The 22,329-nt window shown below is 64.2% G+C and carries 22 protein-coding genes; 6 read left to right on the forward strand and 16 right to left on the reverse strand.

Translation table 11 applies throughout. The features are described from left to right. Positions 1-6: 6 nt before the first annotated feature. The gene (locus E1956_RS10555; RefSeq protein ID WP_134748656.1) at positions 7-864 is read right to left on the reverse strand and encodes a LysR substrate-binding domain-containing protein; all 858 of its coding nucleotides are present in this window, start codon (positions 862-864) and stop codon (positions 7-9) included. Between the two features lie 172 nt (positions 865-1,036). Between E1956_RS10555 and E1956_RS10560 the strand changes: the two genes are divergently transcribed. Further along, complete coding sequence (locus tag E1956_RS10560; protein ID WP_134748658.1) at positions 1,037-2,209, forward strand: 2-aminoethylphosphonate--pyruvate transaminase; 1,173 nt, start codon at positions 1,037-1,039, stop codon at positions 2,207-2,209. 110 nt (positions 2,210-2,319) lie between these two features. Further along, the gene (gene phnX, locus E1956_RS10565; RefSeq protein ID WP_028216372.1) at positions 2,320-3,123 is read left to right on the forward strand and encodes a phosphonoacetaldehyde hydrolase; all 804 of its coding nucleotides are present in this window, start codon (positions 2,320-2,322) and stop codon (positions 3,121-3,123) included. Between the two features lie 125 nt (positions 3,124-3,248). On the opposite strand, the gene E1956_RS10570 is transcribed toward phnX, so the two are convergent. After that, positions 3,249-4,355, reverse strand: coding sequence for an asparaginase (locus E1956_RS10570; protein WP_134748660.1), 1,107 nt, complete (start codon positions 4,353-4,355; stop codon positions 3,249-3,251). A 311-nt stretch (positions 4,356-4,666) separates the two neighbouring features. Here E1956_RS10570 and E1956_RS10575 point away from each other — a divergent pair, with 311 nt between their 5' ends. Beyond that, positions 4,667-4,984, forward strand: a complete 318-nt coding sequence (locus E1956_RS10575) for a YnfA family protein (RefSeq protein ID WP_134748662.1) — start codon at positions 4,667-4,669, stop codon at positions 4,982-4,984. A 14-nt stretch (positions 4,985-4,998) separates the two neighbouring features. Here the strand turns inward: E1956_RS10575 and E1956_RS10580 are convergent, their stop codons facing one another. From E1956_RS10580 to E1956_RS10620, 9 genes are all read right to left on the reverse strand, one after another. Next, positions 4,999-5,442: a thioesterase family protein gene (locus E1956_RS10580; protein WP_134748664.1), complete on the reverse strand. Its 444-nt coding sequence runs from the start codon at positions 5,440-5,442 to the stop codon at positions 4,999-5,001. 205 nt (positions 5,443-5,647) lie between these two features. Continuing rightward, positions 5,648-7,642, reverse strand: coding sequence for a DUF5107 domain-containing protein (locus E1956_RS10585; protein ID WP_134748666.1), 1,995 nt, complete (start codon positions 7,640-7,642; stop codon positions 5,648-5,650). 98 nt (positions 7,643-7,740) lie between these two features. Then, on the reverse strand, positions 7,741-8,049 hold the full coding sequence (locus E1956_RS10590) for a hypothetical protein (protein WP_028216367.1): 309 nt from the start codon (positions 8,047-8,049) through the stop codon (positions 7,741-7,743). A 117-nt stretch (positions 8,050-8,166) separates the two neighbouring features. Then, on the reverse strand, positions 8,167-8,598 hold the full coding sequence (locus E1956_RS10595) for a hypothetical protein (RefSeq protein ID WP_134750509.1): 432 nt from the start codon (positions 8,596-8,598) through the stop codon (positions 8,167-8,169). Between the two features lie 224 nt (positions 8,599-8,822). Beyond that, positions 8,823-10,541, reverse strand: coding sequence for a site-specific integrase (locus E1956_RS10600; protein ID WP_134750511.1), 1,719 nt, complete (start codon positions 10,539-10,541; stop codon positions 8,823-8,825). Between the two features lie 129 nt (positions 10,542-10,670). Beyond that, a complete protein-coding gene (locus E1956_RS10605; RefSeq protein WP_134748668.1) occupies positions 10,671-11,654 on the reverse strand; it encodes an NAD(P)H-dependent flavin oxidoreductase in 984 nt (327 codons plus the stop codon). A gap of 136 nt (positions 11,655-11,790) precedes the next feature. Beyond that, positions 11,791-12,420 (reverse strand): 2-hydroxychromene-2-carboxylate isomerase, encoded by a 630-nt coding sequence (locus tag E1956_RS10610; protein WP_134748670.1) that lies wholly within the window; start codon positions 12,418-12,420, stop codon positions 11,791-11,793. A 63-nt stretch (positions 12,421-12,483) separates the two neighbouring features. Beyond that, a complete protein-coding gene (locus tag E1956_RS10615; protein ID WP_134750513.1) occupies positions 12,484-13,212 on the reverse strand; it encodes an SDR family oxidoreductase in 729 nt (242 codons plus the stop codon). A 67-nt stretch (positions 13,213-13,279) separates the two neighbouring features. Further along, a complete protein-coding gene (locus tag E1956_RS10620) occupies positions 13,280-14,461 on the reverse strand; it encodes an acetyl-CoA C-acyltransferase (protein WP_134748672.1) in 1,182 nt (393 codons plus the stop codon). Between the two features lie 260 nt (positions 14,462-14,721). Between E1956_RS10620 and E1956_RS10625 the strand changes: the two genes are divergently transcribed. Then, positions 14,722-16,278 carry a class I adenylate-forming enzyme family protein gene (locus E1956_RS10625; protein WP_134748674.1) on the forward strand — a complete coding sequence of 519 codons (1,557 nt, stop codon included), beginning with the start codon at positions 14,722-14,724 and terminating at the stop codon, positions 16,276-16,278. Positions 16,279-16,494: 216 nt separating this feature from the next. Beyond that, the gene (locus E1956_RS10630) at positions 16,495-17,364 is read left to right on the forward strand and encodes an IclR family transcriptional regulator (protein ID WP_134748676.1); all 870 of its coding nucleotides are present in this window, start codon (positions 16,495-16,497) and stop codon (positions 17,362-17,364) included. A gap of 39 nt (positions 17,365-17,403) precedes the next feature. Here E1956_RS10630 and E1956_RS10635 read toward each other — a convergent pair whose 3' ends face one another. Then, positions 17,404-18,126 carry a hypothetical protein gene (locus E1956_RS10635; RefSeq protein WP_197732784.1) on the reverse strand — a complete coding sequence of 241 codons (723 nt, stop codon included), beginning with the start codon at positions 18,124-18,126 and terminating at the stop codon, positions 17,404-17,406. Between the two features lie 56 nt (positions 18,127-18,182). Next, positions 18,183-18,983 (reverse strand): SDR family NAD(P)-dependent oxidoreductase, encoded by an 801-nt coding sequence (locus E1956_RS10640; protein WP_134748678.1) that lies wholly within the window; start codon positions 18,981-18,983, stop codon positions 18,183-18,185. A 119-nt stretch (positions 18,984-19,102) separates the two neighbouring features. Between E1956_RS10640 and E1956_RS10645 the strand changes: the two genes are divergently transcribed. After that, on the forward strand, positions 19,103-20,050 hold the full coding sequence (locus E1956_RS10645; protein WP_134748680.1) for a GlxA family transcriptional regulator: 948 nt from the start codon (positions 19,103-19,105) through the stop codon (positions 20,048-20,050). A gap of 95 nt (positions 20,051-20,145) precedes the next feature. Here the strand turns inward: E1956_RS10645 and E1956_RS10650 are convergent, their stop codons facing one another. Genes E1956_RS10650 through E1956_RS10660 form a run of 3 tightly spaced genes read right to left on the reverse strand, consistent with a single transcriptional unit; the run spans position 20,146 to position 22,205 of the window. Beyond that, positions 20,146-20,760 carry a hypothetical protein gene (locus E1956_RS10650; RefSeq protein ID WP_134748682.1) on the reverse strand — a complete coding sequence of 205 codons (615 nt, stop codon included), beginning with the start codon at positions 20,758-20,760 and terminating at the stop codon, positions 20,146-20,148. Positions 20,761-20,817: 57 nt separating this feature from the next. Continuing rightward, positions 20,818-21,609, reverse strand: coding sequence for a molybdopterin-dependent oxidoreductase (locus E1956_RS10655; RefSeq protein ID WP_134748684.1), 792 nt, complete (start codon positions 21,607-21,609; stop codon positions 20,818-20,820). A 2-nt stretch (positions 21,610-21,611) separates the two neighbouring features. Beyond that, positions 21,612-22,205, reverse strand: coding sequence for a cytochrome b/b6 domain-containing protein (locus E1956_RS10660; RefSeq protein ID WP_134748686.1), 594 nt, complete (start codon positions 22,203-22,205; stop codon positions 21,612-21,614). Positions 22,206-22,329 lie beyond the last annotated feature (124 nt).

Consider the following 22,329-nt stretch of genomic DNA (forward strand, 5'->3'; position numbering starts at 1 on the left):
TGGTGCTCAGTCGAGCGGCGTCGCGAACAGCGCGTCGAGCAGATTCGACGACGAAGGCTCGGCGAGCCGCACCAGCGTTTCCACCATGTGCACCTGGCAATCCACGAGCGGGATCGCGCGAATCCGCCGCGATTCGCCGAACTCCGCGCCCGCGATGACCCCCGCGCCCACGCCCTGCGCGATGGCGGTCTGCAGCCCCTCGCGGCCATCCACGTAGAGCACGGGCTCGACCTGCAGCCCTTTGCGCACCAGTTCCGCCTCGAGCATCTGCTGCGTGACCGATTGCGCCTCGCGGAAGATCATCGGCTCGCGCACGAGTTCCTCGTAGGTCATGCGGCGCTTTTTCGCCGCGGCGCTCTCGGCGGGCACGACCGCCACCAGCGGGTCCTCGCGCAGCACGCGCGAGTGCAGGCGGCTGTGCACCTGGTGCGCCGCCGTGATCGCGGCGTCCACCTCGCTCGCCAGCACGCGCCGCATGCACTCGGTGGCGTTCGCGATGGCGAGCTTCACGACCACGCCCGGATAGCGGCGCCGGAACGCGCCGATCAACTTGACGGCGAGGTCGGGCGCGTCGGCGACCAGTGCCAGCTCGCCCGATTCCAGCGCGCCGGCCGCTTCGAGCAGGCGTCGCGCGTCGCGCTCGCAACCCACCATCTGGCGCGTCACCGCGTAGAGCCGCCGCCCGAGGTCGGTGAGCTCGACGCCGCGCGGCGCGCGCTCGAACAGCTTCACGCCGAAGTCGGCTTCGAGCCGCCGCACATGGTCGGAGACGGCTGGCTGGGTGAGCGAGAGCGCCTGCGCGGCGCGCGAGAAGCCGCCGTGCTCGGCAACGGCGTGAAAGGCGCGCAATTGGGCGTATTGCATGGTAGTTGGCTTCCGGCTCGGGGATTCGTCCATCGCCGCTCGACCGGGTTCGATCGGGCAGAGCGGAGGGTATAAGTTCTATCGATATCAACATCGATTATATCGATTTTACCTATGTGCTGCGCTGCAGTAATGTGTCGACTTTCCTGCTGACTATCACTGGAGCAGTCGCATGACCATCCCCGCAGACCCGTACCTGCTGACCCCCGGCCCCCTGACCACGGCCGCTTCGACGAAAGCCGCGATGCTGCGCGACTGGGGCTCGTGGGACGCCGATTTCCGGGCAATGACGGCGCGTCTGCGCAGTGCGCTGCTGCAGATCGCCGGCTGCGACGCCAATGATGCAAACGGCGAATACGACTGCGTGCCGCTGCAGGGCAGCGGCAGCTACTGCGTCGAGGCGATGCTCGGCAGCTTCGTGCCGCGCGACGGCCACGTGCTCGTGCTCGCCAACGGCGCCTACGGCAAGCGCATTGCCACCACGCTGCGCTACCTGGGCCGCCGTCACACCGTACACGATACGGGCGACTACCTGCCGCCGCGCGCCGCCGACGTCGAGCGCCTGCTCGCCGCCCACGCCGACATCACGCACGTCGTCGTGGTGCATTGCGAAACGAGCTCCGGCATTCTCAATCCGATCGAAGAAATCGCCGCGGTCACGGCACGCCATGGCCGCCGCCTGCTGATCGACTCGATGAGCGCCTTCGGCGCCGTGCCGCTCGACATGCGCACGCTGCCGTGCGAGGCCTTCGTCTCGTCGGCGAACAAGTGCATCGAGGGCGTGCCGGGCTTCGGCTTCGTCGTGGCGAAAAAGGCGGCGCTCGCGGCCGCCAAGGGCAACAGCCACTCGCTCGCACTCGATCTGCACGATCAGTGGGACGTCATGAACCGCACCGGCCAGTGGCGCTTCACGCCGCCCACGCACGCCGTGGCCGCGTTTCTCGAAGCGCTGCGCCTGTATGAGGCCGAGGGCGGCCAACCGGGACGTCTCGCGCGTTACTCGCGCAATCGCGACGTCATGGTCGAAGGCATGCGCGCGCTCGGCTTCGAGCCGCTGCTGACCGAGGCATGGCGCTCGCCGATCATCGTCACGTTCTTTTCGCCCGCTCATCCGTCGTTCAGCTTCACGCGCTTTTACGAATTGATGAAAGAGCAGGGCTTCATCATCTATCCCGGCAAGCTCACCAGCGTCGAGAGCTTTCGCATTGGGTGCATCGGCGCGCTCGACGAGACGGTCATGCGGCGCGTCGTCGAGGCCTGCGGCGCGGCTTTGCGCACGCTTGGCGTGCCTGACGGCGCGCCCGAGCATGCGGCGCTCGACGCCCGCGAGGCGCTCGCGGCCTGAAGCCAGTATTGGCGCTGCGCGTTCCCGGACGCGTAGCCACCCTGACTCATCCAGACACACACGAAACATTTGCAGCGCATTTTCAAGCGCATCACCCAGGATTTACGAAAATGAAATATGTCAAGGCAGTGATCTTCGACTGGGCCGGCACGGTGGTCGACTATGGCTCGCGCGCACCGATGGGTGCATTCGTCGAGACTTTCGAGCAGTTCGGCGTGCCGATCACGATCGAAGAGGCACGCGGCCCGATGGGCATGGCCAAGCGGCCGCACATCGCGGCGCTGATGGCGCTGCCGCGCGTCGCCAAGGCCTGGGAAGAACGTCATGGCCACGCGCCCGGCGAGGCCGATATCGACGCGGTTTATGACGTGTTCGTGCCGAAGAACGTTGCCGTGGCCGCGCAATACAGCGACGTGATTCCGGGCGTCGCGGCCGTGACCTCGCAACTGCGCGCCGACGGCGTGCGCATTGGCTCGACCACGGGCTACACGCGCGAGATCATCGACCAGATCGTGCCGGGCGCGGCCAAGCAGGGCTTCACCGCGGACAGCATCGTGTGCACGGGCGACACGCCCGAAGGCCGCCCGTCGCCGTACATGATCTACCGGACGCTGCCGCAGCTCGGTGTGTGGCGCGCGCGCGAAGCGATCAAGGTGGACGACACCGAAGTGGGTATCGAAGAGGGTATCAACGGCGGCACCTGGACCGTGGGCGTGGCCGTCAGCGGCAACGCGTTCGGCCTCACCGAGGACGAAGTCCGCGCGCTCTCGCCGGAAGACTTCGCGCAGCGCCGCGAAGCCGCCGCGCAACGCCTGCGCGCCGCGGGCGCGCACTATGTGATCGACAGCGTCGCCGACCTGCTGCCCGTGGTCACGGAAATCGAGACGCGGCTCGCGCGCGGCGAGCGCCCCTGAGTTGCTCCGAGTTGTCCTGACCTGGCCTCTCGTCAGGTGCGAGCGTGATTCTGGCGGCTCGCCGCCGCCAGAATCGCCTCTTTATGGGCGATTGAACCCGATCTCGCCCGACCATGCCGCTCCGGTCACCACGTCGCGGCAAACGCCTTCTGCACCTGGGCGGGCGAAGTCATGCCGTTGGCGATCAGCAACTGCGTGAGTACACGCGCCTTCTGCGTATTCAGGTCGAGCGAGACGACGAAGCCGCTCGTGTCGTCGTTCACTTCGACGTTGCGGTTCACGAATCCCGACCCCACTCGCGTGGCGCGCACCACCACGATGCCTTGCTTCGCGGCGCGCTGCAGCGCCTCGAGCGCCGCTTTCGAGGTGTTGCCGTCGCCGACGCCCGCCAGCACGATGCCCTTGGCCTTGTTGGCGATGGCGTTGTCGATCTGCACGCCGTCCATGTTGGCGTGCGAATAAACGATCTCGACACGCGGCAACTGCTCGCCCGAGGGCAGTGCGTACTTGTGGCTGTCCGGCTGGAACGCCGGCGCGAGAAAGCGCACGCTTGCGGGATCGACGTAGCCGATCGGGCCGCTGTTGGGCGAAGCGAAGGTCTGCACGCTCGTCGTGTTCGTCTTGGTGGTCGCGCGCGCCGACTGGATCGTGTCGTTGAGCACCACCATCACGCCGCGCCCGCGCGCCGCCGGGCTCGCCGCCACTTCGACGGCTTCGTAGAGATTGCTCGGGCCGTCCGCGCTCGTGGCCGTCGATGGCCGCATCGAGCCCACCAGCACGACGGGTTTGTGGGTATGCAGCACGTTGTCGAGGAAGAAGGCCGTTTCCTCGAGCGTATCGGTGCCGTGCGTGATGACCACGGCGTCGGCTTCGTTGCGGTCGAAGATCTCCTGGATGCGCCGCGCGAGCGTAAACCAGACCTTGTCGTTCATGTCCTGAGAGCCGATTGACGCCACCTGCTCGGTGCTGAGGTGGGCGAGCTTTTCGATGCCGGGGACCGCTTGCACGAGTTGCTGCGCGCCCACGGCGCCCGCGTTGTAGGCATTGGCCGCGCGCGTGTCCGCCTGGCCCGCAATCGTGCCGCCGGTGGCGAGCACGGCCACGCGCGGCAGCGCGGCGGATGCGGTGGCGGTAGTGGCGTCATCGGCGGCCAGCGAGACGCCAGCGGGCAGGGCAGTGGCGGCAAGCACGAATGTGACGGCAAGGCATTTGGCGCGGACGGCGTTTCTCATGATTGCTTTCCTTGGCGGTTGATAATCATTTTTAAAATGAGCGCTGCGGAAAAAGATTATTCGCCGATTACGGATAAATTCAATGCCACTTCGAAAATATATTGATTTATATCGCATTGAATTTGAGCCTGAAATAGAAACGTGCGCGCGAATTGCTCAATAATTTGAAATTCAGAAAATATCGATTCCCGATCGGACAATAATCCGGACATCAGTCGGATTAGTGAATGGGCCGGCATAGGCCAGTTAACTATTTAGCGCGACCTGCGCTACCATGGCCCCCCTCGACGCCACCGCCGCATGTGCCATTCATGAAGACGTTTCTGCTTTTCGTCGCCACCGCGCTTGCCGAGATTGTCGGCTGCTACTTGCCATATCGCTGGCTGCGCGAGGGCGCGAGTGCGTGGCTGCTCGTGCCCGCCGCCCTATCGCTCGCGCTTTTCGCGTGGCTGCTCACGCTGCATCCGAGCGCGGCGGGGCGCACTTACGCCGCTTATGGCGGCGTATACGTCTGCGTGGCGATGCTGTGGCTGTGGGCCGTGGAAGCGATCCGGCCGAGCCCGTGGGATTGGGCCGGCATGACACTGGCGCTGGCCGGCATGGCGCTGATCGCGTTTCAGCCGCGCTGAAGACGCGCGGCGCGTCAGGCGACCGAGTTGACGTTCGGGAATTTCGCGCGGAATGCCGGTGGCATCGGCACGACTTTTTTCGCCTCGTAGTCGAAGAAAACAAACCCGGACTTTGCCATCGCGACGAGCGCGCCATCCGAGGGCCGCGTAATGCGGAAAATAATGTCGCCGCCGTATTTGTTGAAATCCATGATGCCCACTTCGAAGCACAACTGGTCGCGCGCGTAGGCTTCGGCGCGATAAGTGGTCGCAAGATCCGTGACGATGATGCTGATGTGGGCGTCCTTCATGTCTTCGACGCCGGCATCGAACAGGAAGCGCGCCCGCGCCTCCGAAATCATCGAGATCATCGAGTCGTTCGCGAGGTGGTTCGCCGAGTTGATGTCGGTGACGCGCACCGTGAGGTGCGTCGAATAGTAATACTGGTCTTCGGGAAATTGGAGCTCGATGCGGGCCATGGCGCGATGCGTTCAGTTGGAATCAGGGGCGGGGCGCCGGGCGGCTGGTCATTCGCAGCGTGTGCGCCGGCGCGCGCAAACCCCGATTTTATCGGTTTGCGGCGCCTGATTGCAGGGCGCCCGGCAGCGGGCAGATCGGCGGCCGATTTTGTGACCGCCCCGTGGCTCCGATTCGCGGCGGAATATGGCAAAGGCGAGCGCCGCCTTAGCCGGCTCGCGGTTCGCGCACCATGCGGAAATCGAGCCGGTATGGCAGCGGGGCCGCGGCGAGCGCCGCGCGTTCTTCTTCGGGGCTCAGCGTGTGCCCGAGACGCCGGCTTGCGCGTGTGATCTGGAGTGCAGACCAAATTTCGTCGAGTGCGGTTTCGCCTTCGCGAATGGTCGCAAAGTCGTAGTCGAGCCAATGCTCGGCAAGGTCGAGATTCCCATCGAGCAAAGCGAGCCGCGCGCGTATCAGCCGGATGCGCTCGTGGCGTTCGGCGTCCGGACCCAACCCGGAGAGGAAGCGCCTGAGCGCGGCGATCCGGTCGTGCCTCAGCAGCCAATCGGCGATTTCGGTGGCGAGCTGGGGCGGCGCATCGGGCGCATCCCATGCGCTCAGATAGCGCCGCTCGGCCGCCTGCACGTCGCCCTCGGACAAGGCGAGGTTGCGCAGCGAGAGCGCATTGGGCCGCAACGCGTGTGCACGCTCGAAAAAAGCACGGGCAGGCGCCGTGTGGCCGCGCTCGAGTGCGATGATGCCGAGCGCGAGCGCATGCAGCCAGGTCTCGCCATGCTGCGCCGACGAATCGAGCAACGCCTGCTGCCATAGGTCGCCCGCAACCCAGATCTCGGGAGGCGCCGCGAGCGACTCGGCAGAAAACTGGCCGGTCGCCGCAAGCTCAGCCCACAGACGCGCGACATCCGGCGGCGCGTCGAAATCGAGCCCCGACGCAACGGGCCGGCCAGTCAGGATTTCGTGCAGATGCCCCCAGACCGCACCGCGATGCAGCCGGCGCGACACTGGCATTGACGCGTAAGCCCGCATGCGCGCGTCGACTGCGCCCAGCGTCTGCGCCGGAATTTGCGCGTCGAGCGCGCTCCGGACCGCCGCGCAGGCGGCATGCCAGCACGGATCATGCGCGGCCGCGGCGTCGAGCGCGAACGGCATCCAGCACTCGGTCCATTCGAGCACGCCGCCGCCGGGCAGCATGAACTCCTGATCCTGCGTCGGCGCGATGCCGGCCTGGATCTCGACATACTCCGTGTCGCCGGGCCGCCCGAGCACTTCCATCCAGTGTCGTCCGCCGGCGCCGGTGCCGAAGAAAAACATCTTGCGTCCGCGCATTTCGGAGGTCGCGGTTTGCAGAATGCCGCGCCCTTCGTCGTCGAGCGCGGCGATCCAGAGCCGGTCCGCATCGGGCTTGCGGAAGAACACCGAGGTGGCGGCATTCCATCGCGCCGGATAGCTGGCGTCGAAGCCATGGGCATCCAGTGCGAACCGCTCGAGATGATTGTCCGGCAGCACGTGTTCGATGCCGTAATCGGCGGGCGCGAGCACGCGCATGCCGGGCCGATACGGAACTGCGGCGTTGGTCCACCAATAGCAGGCAATCTCCGTGGGATTGGGGTTGACGATGCGGCCGTGTACGTAAAGGCGGCTTTCGCCGTGCGGCAGGAAGAGGTCGACTTGCCAACTGGCCTCGCGCACTCGATCGAATTCATGGAGCCGCAGGACCGGGCCTTCGTCCGTTTCGACGACACCGCAGAAAACCGCTGCACACGTAAAAGGCGTATGCCCCGGAATCAAGCCATTCCATTCGATGCCGCCGGAAAACCACGCATTGAGCGCCGCCAGATTCGCGGGTTGAAACACCGGGTTGCGAAACAGGAGTTCCGCCCCGTTGCTCAGATCGATGAGCGAAGCGAGGCGCCCGCCAAGACCCGGGAGCACGGTGGCGCGCAACAAGCCATTGTCGAGCACGACTGCATCGAGATGGCCTGGTTGCAAGTGACGGTCGTAATCGTCCTGGACACGGTACGGGAGAATCGACGCATCGCCCCAGACGAACGCATGTTTGCGTTCGTCCGCGCTCAGATTGTTGGCGGGCGGCGCGGGATTCGCCGCCGTGGGCTGCTGCCAGCGGAAAATCGGCAACGGGTTGGCCGGACCCAGGCGGGAGACGGGCAGGGCAAGGCGCTCGGTGCGTATGTGTGTCATGGCAACCTTCCGGCTCCTGGGCAGTGGCCATCTCTCACGAGGGGGCGACGAGCGCCAGCCAGGCCGGAAGAGTCGCGCGGGAACGCATACGGGTTTCGCTAGACGCGGGGCAGATCGTCCATCGATTTTTCGACGCTGCCGTCCGGGACTTCCATGTCGATTCCGTCAACGCCGTTCGGGTGAGGAACCGTCTTGATCTTGGGGCCCAGGAATTTCATTCCGCCCAGCGTGAATACGGAATACACCACCGCGCCCAGGCGAATATCGTGCGCGACATCCGCGACTTCCGAGATCCTGGGCGGCGAGAGCCAGTCATGGGAATGAGGGTCAATTGGCGCCCAGCGCACGTGCGTCACCCGATCCGTTGACGCGCTGATACGCACCCCGTCGACAGCAAACGTAGCCATGGTCACCTCCTTCGACGCGAGATTAATATGCTAGTCCGTTCGACGGCGGCTGGAAAGCGGCGAGAACGCGATGCCGCCTCGGCCGCTCCATGGCAACGCAGAGGCGTATGCGCGCGCTCAGTGGTACGTCGTGGTCGAAGATTGCAGCTTCGTCAGCGTGCCGTCCTTGAAACGGAACCAGCCTTCCGGGCCTTGCATCACGACTTCATCGGGTTGCCAGTACACGCGCTTGACCGTCATGCGCACGTTCGCGCGTTTCACCACCGGCGGACGGCTGCGAAAGTCGTAGAGCACGGGGCCGTAAGCGGTCTGCACGAGCATGCGCGTGATGGTGCCGCCATCGTGGCCCACGTCGTCGAAGTGCTCGAGTGTCTTCGCGCCGAAGCGATCGAAGATTTGCTTGTCGAGCAGCGCCAGGAAATCGCGGTCGTCGCGCACGAATTGCAGGGTGCCAGCGGGTGTCGCGAGCGCGTCGGACACGCTGCTTTGCGCATGCGCGCACGTCACGAACGAAGTGGCCGCGAGCGCAGCGAGCAAAAGGCGTTTCAATTTCATGGTGCTTTCCAGATTGAGCCGCAACTCCGGGGGGCGGAGTGCGCTTGATAAACGGTGCTGCGGGGCATTCTCGCGAATTTTGGTCGATACGTCGAATGTGCCTTGCCGGCCGCGCGTGACTGGCCCGCCGATCTGGCCGAGCCTGACCGGCCGCACCTGACCGGCCGCACCTGACCGGCCGTACCTGGCTGGCCGCACCGAACTAGCCGTGCGGCAATTCACTTTGCTCTGCCAAAAGCCTCGCCGATCTGCCGCGCGCGCTTGACCTCGTCGCTGTGCAAGTAGATCGAAGTCGTGGACACGGAGGCGTGCCGCAGATTGTCCCGCACGGTGGTGAGCTCCGCGCCGCGACTCAGTGCGTGCGTCGCGTGCGTGTGGCGCATCCAGTGAGGGCTCGCGCGGCGCAGTTTTTGCGCAAGCGGCGCGTGGTCAGCCTCGATCACGCCGGCGGCCAGCTGAAAGAAGCGCCGCATCACCATCCAGAGGCGCACGCCGCTGATCGCCGCATCGCTGTCGGCGCGGGTGCCCACGTCAAGGCTGCCGATGACGGGCGTGGCCGGATTCCAGCGCACCGGCGTCACCGGCAGCTCGCGCCCGGCCAGGTAGCTTGCCAGCGCGTCCCACGCGAGCGGCGGCAGCGCGACGCGCGCCAGCTTCTTGCCCTTGCCCGTCACGCGCAGCCAGTGATCGCCGTGCGGATCCGTTTCGACGTGGCCCAGCGTCGCGCCGACCAGCTCGCTTGCGCGCAGCCCGGTCGCATATGCGAAGTCCAGCAGAAAGCGCAGGCGCCGTGCAGAGGGGGCCGACCAGCCGTACGACCATTCCAGGCCGTCCGCGATCGCGCGCACGAGCGCCCATTCGCCCTCGCTGAACGCATGCGAGGCATCGAGCGCCGATGCCGCGTTGCCGCCGCGCACCTTCACACCGGCGAACGGATTCGCGAGCACGTAGCGCTGCTCGATGAGCCAGCGGAACAGGGCGCCGAGGATCGACAGCGCATGCGCGACCGAGCGCGCCGAGAGGCTGCCGTTGAACGGCCGCCAGTCCGGCGAGGTGCGCGCTCGCACGGGACCGACCCAGCGGCTGTGCGGACTCGGGTGGCGCAGGAAGGCGCGATACGCAATTGCATCTTCCGTGGTGAGCGACGAGAGCGCGCGCCCGCGCCCGACAATCGCCCAGAGAAGGAGCCGCTCGGCTTCCTTGCGGTAAGTCCGCTGCGTGGCCGGCGACTCGTGCAGCGCGAGCCAGGTTTGCACGGCCTCGTAGTCGTTGGACGCATCGAGCGTGCAGGTGGCCTGCGGCGCGCGGAAGGTGCCGGCCGTGCCGTCAACCTCGTGCGGCAGCCTGATGGCTTCCCACGGCACGATCTCGCCGCGCTGGCCCGCGACTACGAGCGCGCGCGCCTTTTCCGTGAGCGCGGGCCAGGCGGCGAAGAACGCCTCAATGGCGCGCGCACTCGCCATGCCGAGTCCCGGCACGGCTTTCCACCACTGGCGCCGGCGCGGGATGCGCACGGTGAGGTCGGCCAGCGTCGTGATGCCGTGCGCGCGCAGCACACGCACCGCACGCGGCGTGAACCACTGCGCGATGTCGTCGGCGATCTGGGGCTCAGGAGGGCCCGCGGTGCGCAGGGTATCGATGGCCTGCGCGACGGCCTTCGCGTGGCGTTCGCGTTCCTCGGCGGGATGGTCGATCAGGGCAGCGAGATCGTCACGATGCGCCGCGCGCGCGATGCCCAGCAGCCTGCGCCGGATCGCGCCGAGCACGCCGCGCGCGGACTGGTTCTCGCCGAGCCTTGAAGGCAGGTAGCGAACGACCGCCTGGCGCACGGGCAGGCCGGCATACCAGGCGCGCAGCATCGCGAGTTCATCGGCATCGGGAAAGCCGGGTGGTTCGGTGCAGGGCGGAACGTGAGGGCGAGCGAGGCGCGTTTTCATGCCCACGAGTTTAAGTCATAAACACAGCCCTTATGATAAGAAAAGTTATCTTAATGGTGATGTCGGCATTCACACACTGAACGGGACGAAGCGTCAGCTTCGCTCGTTCAGTGTGTCAGGCAGAGGCTTTCAATGCTGAAGAGCAAGCATCGAGCTCAAGCGCTCCGATACCAGCTGCCTGGCTTCGCGCATGATCCGCTCGATCAGCTCCTTGACCGACGGAACGTCGTGAATCAGGCCGGCGACCATGCCGCAAGACCACGCGCCGGCATCCATGTCGCCGTTTTCCATGACGCGAGGGTAGACGCCACCGACTTCCTCAATGATGTCGGCGAACGTAATCGCACTACCCAGACGGCTTTCTTTCTCCAGCAGCCGCTCGACGCCGGCATTGGTCAGCACGCGCTCGGTGTTGCGCAGCGGCCGCATGACGAGGCGCGTGTCGAGCTCCGTCGCGGCGACGATCGCCTGTTTGACGTTGATATGAACGGGCGCTTCTTGCGTTGCCACGAACCGGGTGCCCATATTGATGCCGTCCGCCCCGAGCGCGAGCGCGGCGACCAGTGAGCGGCCGTTGCCCATTCCGCCCGAAGCGACGAACGGCACCTCGAGCGTTTCGGCCGCGCGCGGCAGCAGGATGAAGTTCGGAACGTCGTCCTCACCGGGATGGCCGCCGCACTCGAAGCCATCCACGCTGACGGCGTCACAGCCGATGCGCTCGGCTTTCAGCGCGTGGCGCACCGAGGTGCACTTGTGGATGACCTTGATGCCTGCCTCTCGAAGCGCGGGCAACCACTTTTCCGGATTATTGCCTGCGGTCTCGACAACCTTCACGCCACCTTCGATGATGGCGCGGACATAGCCGGGATAGTCGGGTGGATTGCGCGAAGGGAGAAAGGTCAGGTTCACGCCGAATGGCTTGTCCGTCATCGAGCGGCAGCGGCGAATTTCGGCTGCCAGTGCATCGGGCGTCGGCTGGGTCAGTGCGGTCAGGATACCCAGGCCGCCCGCGTTGGAGACGGCTGATGCCAGCTCGGCGAGTCCGACATAGTGCATCCCACCTTGGATGATCGGATACTCGATGCCAAAGAGCTCGGTGATTCTTGTTTTCATGGAAACAGTGGCCTCCCGAAAAGGGAAATAGAAGTCATGTCATGCGAAGCGTTCCGTTCACGTGTCAAGGCACTTGAACGGGGTGGAGTGGGGCGGACGTTTCGGAAACCTCGCTGCCGTTGGCTGAATCCTGTGGTTAACTTGCCTGGTTCAGCGCGGCGACCCGAGCGATCTCTTCCTCGACTTCGCGCAGTCTGTCTTTACCGAAGAAAATTTCGTCACCCACAAAAAACGTCGGTGAACCAAAGGCTCCGCGCTCGAAGGCGGCTTGCGTATTAGCCAACAACGCCGCTTTCACCTCGGGATCTTGCGTGCCTGCGTAGATTGCCTTGCCATCGAGGCCGGCTTCCCGCAGGGATTGCACGATGATCTCGGGATCTTCCATGTTGCGCTGTTGCTCCCACACGTGAGCATAGACTGCGTTCACGTATGGCATGAAGCATCCTTGACGCTGCGCCGCCATTGCGCCCCGCATGATTTGCAGGGTGTTGATCGGCCAAAAGGGATTCTGGCGATAACCATCGATGTTGTTTCTGGCGATGAACCGCTGAGTTTCCAGCCTCTCATAAGCCACTTTGTTCACGATGCCGGCAAACGCTTCAGCAGGGGAGCGATTACCGGTCAGCTTGAACAGACCGCCCAATAGAATGGGCACGTATTCGAACTCGACACCCGTGCGGGCGGCGATGGCCGGAATGACCTTATGGCAGAAGTACGCATTCGGGCTGCCAAAGTCGAACAGGAACTGGAGACGAGACGATGTCATGAGCTACTCGTAGGGAATGGTCGCAAGGCTTCGGTGGTTTGAAAACGGACTGTGCCGTCGTGATTACCACGCCTCCATCCACGGGCGCAGTTCTGTCTCGTGAGTCCAGGCATTGCGGGGCTGCATGTGAATCTGGTAGTAGGCCTCAGCAATGGAGTTGGGATTGACGATGCCGTCTTGTTCCTTGAGCGCGTAACGCTGCGGGAAGTTGCTCTGGATGAATTCGGTGTCGATGGCGCCATCGATGATTGGATGGGCAACATGAATGCCCTTGGGCCACAACTCGCGCGCCATGCTTTGCGCGAGCGCCCTGAGTCCGTGCTTGGCACCCGAGAACGCCGCATAGCCGGCGCGGCCGCGCAAGCTGGCCGTGGCGCCCGTGAAGATGATCGTGCCGCGTCCGCGCGGCAACATGGCCTTGGCGACTTCGCGGCCCATGAGAAATCCGCCGAAGCAGGCCATTTCCCACACCTTGAAGTACACGCGTGCGGTGGTTTCGGTGATGCTGAACTGGACGTTCGCGCCAATGTTGAAGACCGCAACCTCGATGGGGGCGATGTCGCGCTCGATTTGCTCGATGAGCGCCACCATTTCCTCCTCCTTGCGCGCGTCGGTGCCGAACGCGTACGCGTCGCCGCCGGCCGCCTTGATCTCTTCGACGACCGGTGCGAGTTTGTCCACCTGGCGGCGCGTCATGCACGCGATATACCCTTCGCGGGCGAACCGGCGCGCGATCGCGCTGCCCGTTGCATCGCCTGCACCAATGACCAGAATTGCTTTCTTGTCCGACATTTCATTCTCCGCGTGACAGGTAACGTTTGAGATGATGATCCTGATCGCCACATCGATGGCAGATCGCTCAGTAGATTTCGAACAGACCCGCGGCGCCCATGCCGCCGGCAATGCACATCGTGACGACGGCGTATTTCGCACGGCGACGGCGGCCTTCCAGCAGAACATGGCCGGCAAGGCGTGCGCCCGTCATGCCGAAGGGGTGGCCGACCGAGATCGCGCCGCCGTTAACGTTCAACTTCGCGGGCGCAATGCCGAGGCGCTGCTGGCAATAGAGCGCCTGCGACGCGAAGGCTTCGTTGAGCTCCCAAAGGTCGATGTCCTCGACCTTCAGACCGTGCTGCTTGAGCAGCTTGGGTACCGCGAAGACAGGGCCAATGCCCATTTCATCGGGCTCGCAAGCGGCCACCGCCATCCCCCGGAATACGCCGAGCGGCGAGAGGTTCGCGCGCTCCGCATCCTTCGCTTCCATCATCACGCAGGCCGATGAGCCGTCCGAAAGCTGCGAGGCGTTCCCGGCGGTCACGAACTTGTCGGGCCCATTCACCGGCTCCAGCTTCGCCAGAGCTTCCAGGGTGGTGTCCGGGCGATTGCACGTGTCGGCGCCGAGCGTGGCCGATCGATAGCGGATCTCGCCCGTCTCTTTGTCGCGGACCGCCATCGTCGTGGTAACCGGCACGATCTCGTCGTCGAACCGGCCGGCGCGTTGCGCCTCGGCCGTCTTGCGCTGGCTGTCGAACGAGAACTGGTCCTGAGCCTCACGGCTAATGCCATAGCGCGCGGCGACGGTGTCGCCCGTTTCGATCATCGTGACGTACAGGTCCGGCTTGTGCTCGACGATCCACGGATCGCGTTCACGCAGCCCGTTCTCCCGCGAGCGCAGGCCCGTGATGCTTTCGACGCCCCCGGCTACCACGGCCTGAACGCCATCGACCACGATGCGGCCCGCGGCTGCCGAAATGGCTTGCAGGCCCGAGGCGCAAAAGCGGCTCACGGTGACGCCGGCAATGGAGATGGGCAATCCGGCGCGAATGACCGTCTGGCGTGCGATGTTGCCGCCGGCAATGCCTTCGGGATAGCCGCAGCCAAGGATGACGTCGTCGATGACAGCCGGATCGATCCCCGATCGATCGACCGCCGCCCGCACCGCATGGGCAGCAAGGCTGGGGCCGGGCGTGGCGTTGAATTCGCCGCGATGGGACTTGCTCATCGGCGTGCGTGCAGTGGAAACAATGACGGCTTCTCGCATGGTGGGGTCGAATCCTGTGGTGATCTCGGCTTGAAAACTGCATTGCAGAATCTACAACTGCATATCAGTCTAGGCCGTGGGTTTATGTGGCGTCAATATTGGCGTAATCCCTAGTATTTTTGGCCTATGTAAAGCGATGGCAATCGATCATCATGGAAATATGTTCTGCAATGCAGTTTCATGAACCGCCATTCAGCCCGCGCCGATGACAGCAGAACGCGGGTCGAGCGATACCCGATACCCAATACGGAGACGTGTCCATGCAAGAAGCCAGGCAGTTGAGCGAGCAATACTCGCGCATCCATCAGATCATCGAGCCGTGGGTCAGCCAGCTTCCCGATGGCGTTGCCTTGCAGGACAAGCAGCGGCGCCTCACGTACCGCGAAGTCGATGCTTCAATCCGTCATGTGAGCGGGCGGCTCATCGCGTTGGGTATTCGCCCCGGTGATCGCGTCCTGGTCGTTGCGGAGAACTGTGTGGCCGCAGGCGTCCTCGTGATGGCGCTGAGTGCGGTCGACGCGTGGGCCGTGGTGGTCAATGCCCGTCTCTCGGCGCGAGAGATCGAAACGTTCCTCGATCATTCGGGCGCGCGGCGCGCGTTTTATACCCATACGGTTGGCAAGGATGCGGGTGAGCATGCTGCCCGTCATGGTGCGGTTGCGGAATCATGGCCGGGCATCGGCGAGGTGGCGATCGGCCCGCTCAATGAGGGGGCCGTCGCCGAGCCGGCCTGGGACGATCCACGCAAGCAGACGGCGGTCATGATCTACACATCAGGCACCTCCGGGCAGCCGAAGGCGGTGATGCTCAGTCACGCCAACATGCTGCACATCGCGCAGGTGATTCGCACGGTGCGCCGTCTTGGGCCGCAGGACAAGATCTATGGCGTGCTGCCGATGGCGCACATCATGGGACTGTCCGGCAACCTCGTGGCGGCGCTCGCGTGCGGAAGCACGTTGCTGCTCGAAGACCTGTTCTCACCGCAAGCGCTTGCCAACGCGATACTGGAGGAGCGTCTGACCATCCTGCTTGGGGTGCCCGTGATGTTTGCGAAGCTGCTTGACTGGTGTCGCAGCACGGGTACCGATATCAGCAAGCATAGTCTGCGCATCATCGGTGTTGCCGGCTCGCCGTTGACGCCCAAACTGAAAGAGGACGTGGAAAGGGCGTTTGGTATGGTGCTGCAAAACAACTACGGGCTATCCGAGATGGCCCCGACGGTGACGCAGACGGTGCTCTCCGAACCGCGGCGCGACTGCTCGGTCGGCAAGCCCGTGCCAGGCGTGGAGTTGCGCATCGTCGACGAGCATGGCAAAGACGTGGTGCCTGGCGAAGTGGGAGCGCTCTGGGTGCGCGGGCCGAACCTCATGTTGGGGTACTACCGCAACGAGGCGATGACGCGCGAGGCCATCAATGCCGAGGGCTGGTTCAATACCGCGGACCTCGGCCGGCAGGAGCCCGATGGCGGCGTTTTCATCATGGGCCGGAAAAAGGAGTTGATCATTCGTTCGGGCTTCAACGTGTACCCCACGGAAGTGGAGCAGGCTCTGAACAGCCACGCCTCGGTGGTTCAGTCTGCGGTTGTCGGCAGAGAGGTCGAAGGTAACGAAGAGGTCATCGCGTTCGTCGAAATGGCGCCCGGCGCGACGGTAACGGCCGATGAACTCAAAATCCATTTGCGGGCGCGGTTGTCGCCGTACAAAATCCCGGCCGAGATCCATTTCATGGCACAGCTTCCCGCGGCGCCCACGGGAAAGATTCTAAAAAATGCGCTCAAGGATCTGGCCATGAAATCGGCGGAAGCGCCGCGAGGCTGAACGCCGCTCTGGCAGTGTGCGAGGGAGTGGGCAAAAGCGGGGTGCCGCGATTTTGAGCCGCTGCATCCGGCCGTATGGTATTTTTCCGCCCCGGGAAGAGCGAGGCGGCTGCCGGCATTCAACGGGTGGCGGCTTCCTTCTGCTCTCCGGGAGCGTGGGCCGAGCGGACTGGCCAGTTGCTCTTGTATATTGGCTCAGTTCTTTCGGAAGAGTGATATGACTTCGAACACGCGGACCGCTTCCCTGGAGAAGCGCGCGAGCGACAGCCCGGTGTCCGACAACGACGCATTGACGGACGGCGACGGCGATCGGCACTTTGTGACCGCGCTGGCGAGAGGGCTGGACGTGCTCCGCTGCTTTCGCAGTGGTGACACGTTCCTCGCCAATCATGAAATTGCCGAGCGGTGCCAGTTGCCGCGATCGACCATCACCCGCTTGACGTATACGCTCACGAAGCTCGGCTATTTGTATGTAATGCCCGAAACCGGTAAATACCGCCTGGGTGCGGGCGCTATTGCGCTTGGCAGCGCGATGCTGGTCAAGCTCGATGTGCGGCAGATCGCCCGTCCGTTGATGCAGGACCTCGCGGCCGACGTGGGCTCGCTGGTGGCACTGGCAACACGCGACCGCATGGCGATGTTGCACCTCGAGTGCTGTCGCGCCAACTCCGTTGTGACGCTCAATATGGACGTGGGTACGCGCATCCCGCTCGCCACCACGTCGATGGGCCGCGCCTATCTGGCCGCGATCGAACCGGGCGAGCGCGCGGAGTTGCTGGAGCGGATCCGCTCTTTCGACGAGGGGGCGTGGCCGACCGTCAAGCGGGGCATCGACAAGGCGCTCGAGGAGTACGCGGAAACGGGATGTTGCTCGTCCGTGGACGAGTGGCTGAAGGGCGTGAGTGGCATCGGCATGTCCTTCAGGCCGGGCAGGGGCCTGCCCGTGATGGTCGTCAATGTCGGCGGGGCGACACAAGACCTTTCCGCCGAGCGTCTTTTTCAGGAAGTGCGTCCCAGGCTGATTCAGGTCGTCAATACTATTCGACTCGAATTGGGCCAGATAGACGAGCACGCCGGAACCCCATGAGCTCCGGCGACGCATGTGCTTCTCGTTGATGCGTGCGGCTTATTCGATCTGGAAATCGATACTGCGAATATCGATGGACACGAGCAGCGGCTCGTCGATCTTTTGCTGCGCGTCGTCGTAAGCGTAGACACGGCGCGACATCGGCACCATGATGCCGCGCACGTTGCGATAGTCCGACGCGTAGTTTGCGCCCCGTGCGCCGCCCATCACGTCCACCGTGTAGTCGTGGCGCCGCAACAAGCCATCTTCGCCGAAATACGAAATCTGCTCGCGTGCATGACTGGTAATCGATTCCGGGAACGTGACTTTCAGGCGCCGCCAGATTTCACCGTTCTCTTTCCACGCGGGTAGTTCTTCGGTACGGAAACCGGGCAGCGTGTAGAGAAACGGGATGGTCAGATAAGTCCAGAGGGCGTAGCCGGTAAAGTACAGCGCATGCAGGCGGTCCCACGGCGACTCCTGGGTCTGGCCTTCATACGCCGCGCGCGGCGCGTGGCGCTCCTCGACATTGCGGCCATCCAGCGAGCCGATCCGCACGACGTCCGGGGCGTAAGTGCCACGCCAGCCGCCGGCCGGCGACGCGATCGCCATCGACTGGTCCCGCAGGTTCGCCGCCAGCTCGATGCCCTTGAAAATATCGGGCAGGCCCTTCAGGTGCCAGATGGCGCCGCCGATGTCGAGTTCGGCCGAAACGGCGCCGAACTTCGTCCAGTTTTCGATCCCACCGTGCGCCCGCACGGCCTCTTCAAGTAGTGTGCTCATTCTGTGTGCCTCGCGTGAGTATCCGTTAGTTTTCCTGCGGATACGCATGGTTGCGGTCATTGCCCCGTCGTATAGCGCGACGCGGGAACGTTTGACGAGAGATGCGGGGCCATCGTCTGGCGCGCGGCTTCGAACGCTTCCCACTCCTCACCGGCATGCAGGGACGGAATCGTCACGAGCTCGCCGCGGTCGAAACCCGTCAAGGCCGCGTCCACCATGTCGCTGGCCGACATGACGATGCTCTCGGGCAGGTGCTCGATCGGGAGGCCGCCGGTCTGCCAGAAGTCAGTGGCGGTCGCACCGGGCAGCACGGCCTGCACCTGCACGCCCTTGCCGGCGAGTTCGTGGTGCAGCGACTGGCTGAAGGCGAGCACGAAGGCCTTGCTGCCGCCATACACGCCATTGAGCGTTTCTGGCGAGATGGCGACGACGGACGAAATGTTGATGACGGCCCCCTTGCCGCGCGCAACGAAGCCCGGAATGGCGGCATACGTGAGGCGGGTGAGTGCGGTGACGTTCAGGTCGATCAACTGCGTCATCGCATCGACGTTGCTGTCGAGCAGGGGCGTATGCGTGCCCACGCCCGCGTTGTTGACGAGCAGCGTGATGCTGGCGTCCTGCTTGAGCTTCGCTTCGACGGCGGCAAGCGCGGCGCGGTCGCCGAGATCCGCGTCCACGATTTCGACGCTCTGGCGCGTCTCGTTCGTGATGCGCTCGGCAAGGGCGAGCAGGCGGTCGCGGTTGCGCGCCACGAGAATCACGTCATAGCCGCGCCGTGCGAGCCGCTCGGCATAGATCGCGCCAATGCCCGACGATGCGCCCGTAATGAGGGCCGTACCTTTGTGTGCCTGATCCATGATGTCACTCCGTTTCGAACTGCGTTGATGTTTGGGTGAGTGCATTCTGGCTGCAAACCGGCATGACGGAAATGACGTAGATGTGTATGATTCAGGACATTGCCAGGCGAAGAACGGACATGCACAAAATCGGCTTTTTGATCAGCGACGGCTTTCAGATCATGGCGCTCGCGCCACAGGCCGTCTTCGAGTACGCGAACATGGTCGCGGGCGAGCCATTTTATGCGCTCGAAAATTATTCGGTCGACGGCGGCGAAGTGCGCTCGTCGCTGAGCCTGGCGGTAAGCACGCGGTCGCTGCGCGGCAAGATCGACGTGGATACGTGGGTGGTCGGAGGGGTGAACGATCCGCTTGCCTCGCCGGCACCCGAAAAGATCCTTGCCTTCCTGCGCGAAAAGGGGGCGCGCGCGCGGCGCATCGCCGGCATCTGCACCGGGGCGTTCGTGCTGGCGCAAGCGGGCTTGCTGTCCGGCCGGCGCGCCACGACGCATTGGGCGTTCGGGCGCGAAATGCAGAAGCGCTTTGCGGATATCCGCGTGGAGGAAGACCGGATCTATATCGTCGATGGCCCTATCTGGACCTCTGCCGGCATGACGGCGGGCCTCGATCTCGCGCTGGCGATGGTGGAGAAGGATCTGGGTGCGGACGCGGCGCGTTCGGTCGCGCATAAGCTGGTCATGCATCAGCGCCGCGCGGGCGGCCAGTCGCAGCATTCGGAAATGCTCGATCTCGCGCCGAAGTCCGATCGCATCCAGAATGCGCTGAACTACGCACGCCAGAACCTGGGCCGCGCGTTGACGGTGGAAGAACTGGCGGAGAGCGTTCATCTGAGCCCGCGCCAGTTCAGCCGCGTGTTCACGCTGGAGACGGGGCAATCTCCGGCCAAGGCTATCGAAGGGCTGCGCCTCGAGGCTGCGCGGCTGATGATCGAGCAGAGCCGCCATCCGCTCGAGGTCATCGCGAGAGAAACGGGCTTTCGCGACCGCCGCCATATGCGCGAAGCCTTCATGCGCGGGTTTGGCGTTCCGCCCCAGGCGGTCCGGCGCGAAGCGCGCATGGATGCGTGAATTCGGCAAAAAAGATCGGTCACCGCGAGGAAAAATCCCCGGAGCAACCGATAGAGGAGAAACCTGCTGATTGCTTTTGTCTGGCGATTCCGGACTTACATCGGCGGCGCCACGCCGTCCTTCTCGACCACGACCAGGTGACCGTCATAGCCGCCGTTTTTCTCCGGCGTGGCCACGACAAAGACCTTCTTGCCAGTCGTCAATTCGGCGCGCGTAGCCGGAATCAGCGTCACGACCGGAACATTGGTCGGCACGTTGATGGTGTTGCTGCCGCCCTTGTATGAAAGCTTGAGATCGCGTCCGCTAGTTCCTTGCACGACCGTATCCACGTTGGCGTTCGTCATCGTGCTGTTCGCGCCGAGATCCCACGCGTAGTGACCTTCGCCCGTGCCGCGCGCGGCTTCGGGGAAAACCAGCACTTCCTTCGCAGTCAGCTTGCCGTCAGGGCCCGGCATGGCCGCCGCGCCGACGTACGAGCCGGGCTTGATATCGCCAAGCTGGATGGCCTTCACCGCGTTCACGCCGGCCGACGGGTCCACGTCGATCGTCACGGTCTCGCCGCTGTGACGGTGGACCGTCAAGGTGTTGCCCGAAAGCGAGACGATCTCGCCGCGGATGCGCTCGGGCTTGTCGGCGGAGGATTGTGCGAGTGCGGCGCCCGCGAGTGTCAGCGCGGCAAAGGAAACGGCGAGTTTAAGTCGAATGGACATGAGTGCTCCAGTGAGTGAGTTGCGGTTAAAAAAATTCATTGGCACAGGGGGCAGGGCTCAGGAACCGCCGAACCAGTTGTAGCCCTGGTTCTCCCAATAGCCGCCTGGGAAAGCGTTGGTCACCGTGATGGCGACGATGTGTTTCGGGTTCTTGTATCCGAGCTTCGTCGGGATGCGCAGCTTCATCGGGAAGCCGTACTTCGCGGGCAGGACGCTGCCGTCATACGTCAGCGTGAGCTGCGTCTGGGGATGCAAGGCCGTCGGCATGTCGATGCTCGTCCAGTAGTTGTCCGCGCAGTGCAGCGCGACATACTTCGCGGTGGTATCGGCGCCGGCTCGCGCGAGGAAGTCGGCGAATCGCACGCCGCCCCATTTGCCGATCGCGCTCCATCCTTCGATGCAGATATGCCGCGTCACCTGGCTCTCCTGCGGCAGTGCATGCAGCTCGTCGAGTGTCCAGATGCGTTTGCCCTTGACGAGCCCGTTGAGTTCGAGACGATAACTCCGTGCATCCACGTCCGGCACCTGGTCGATGTCGTAGTACGCGTTGAAGGGGAACGGCCGCGTGATCATCGACTCGGGGTAGGTCGGCGCAAGCTTGCGCGGATCGAAGAGCAGGGCCTGTGCGTCGTCGTTGAACGACGACACGCGGCGCAGCATGCTGTTGACCGACTTGTCGTTCGTGAGATCGCAGCCTGATAGCAGCATCAGACCGCCCAGCGTCAAGATCCGTTTGCCGAACAAACGCCGCAGCGGCGACTGGAGTTCTTTTTGCGCGTCCTTGATGATGGATTGTGCATCGGGCTGGTACACCGGATCGGGTGTGTGATGACGTTTCGGAGTATTCATGATTACCGGCCTCGAATCATGGTGAGCAGGGCGCGCGGAACGAGTGCGACCATCACGACGTGCACCACGAAAAAGCCGACCAGCGCGCTCATGGCGACGAAATGGACGATGCGCGCGTTGTCGAAGCCGCCCATCAGCGTGCACAGGACCGGGAACTGCACGGGCTTCCAGATCGCGAGGCCCGAGAGCACGAGAAGCGCGATATCGGCGAGCACGGCAAGATAGGCGAACTTCTGCACGGCGTTGTACTGGCTGAGGTCGGCGTGACCGAGCCTGCCGCGCAGGGCCGCTACGAAGTCGGCAGCGAGCGCACGCACGCTGATCGGAAACAGTTTCTTGCGCAGCCGTCCGGTTGCGACGTTCAGCGCGAGGTAAGCGAGAAAGTTGGCGACCAGGATCCACATGAACGCGAAGTGCCAGAGCAGCGCGCCGCCCAGCCAGCCGCCGAGCGTGATGGAGGCCGGAAACTCGATGCTCTGGAAGACCGGCGACGCGTCGTACACTTGCCAGCCGCTCAGGCACATGACGATGACGGCGGCTGCATTGACCCAGTGGAAGATGCGCACCCAGGCGGGATGGATTGTCGGGTGATTCATGGCGACCCTTACATAAGATTCGCGCCGGGCGTCCAGGCGGGCGTTGGCGTGGGAAGAAGGATCGCAGCGCCGGCCTGGCGCCGGTATCGGATAAATGACCGACCCGGCCGCACCTGCCGCGCTA

It is taken from the genome of Paraburkholderia pallida (genome assembly GCF_004524855.1).
GTDB lineage: Bacteria > Pseudomonadota > Gammaproteobacteria > Burkholderiales > Burkholderiaceae > Paraburkholderia > Paraburkholderia oxyphila.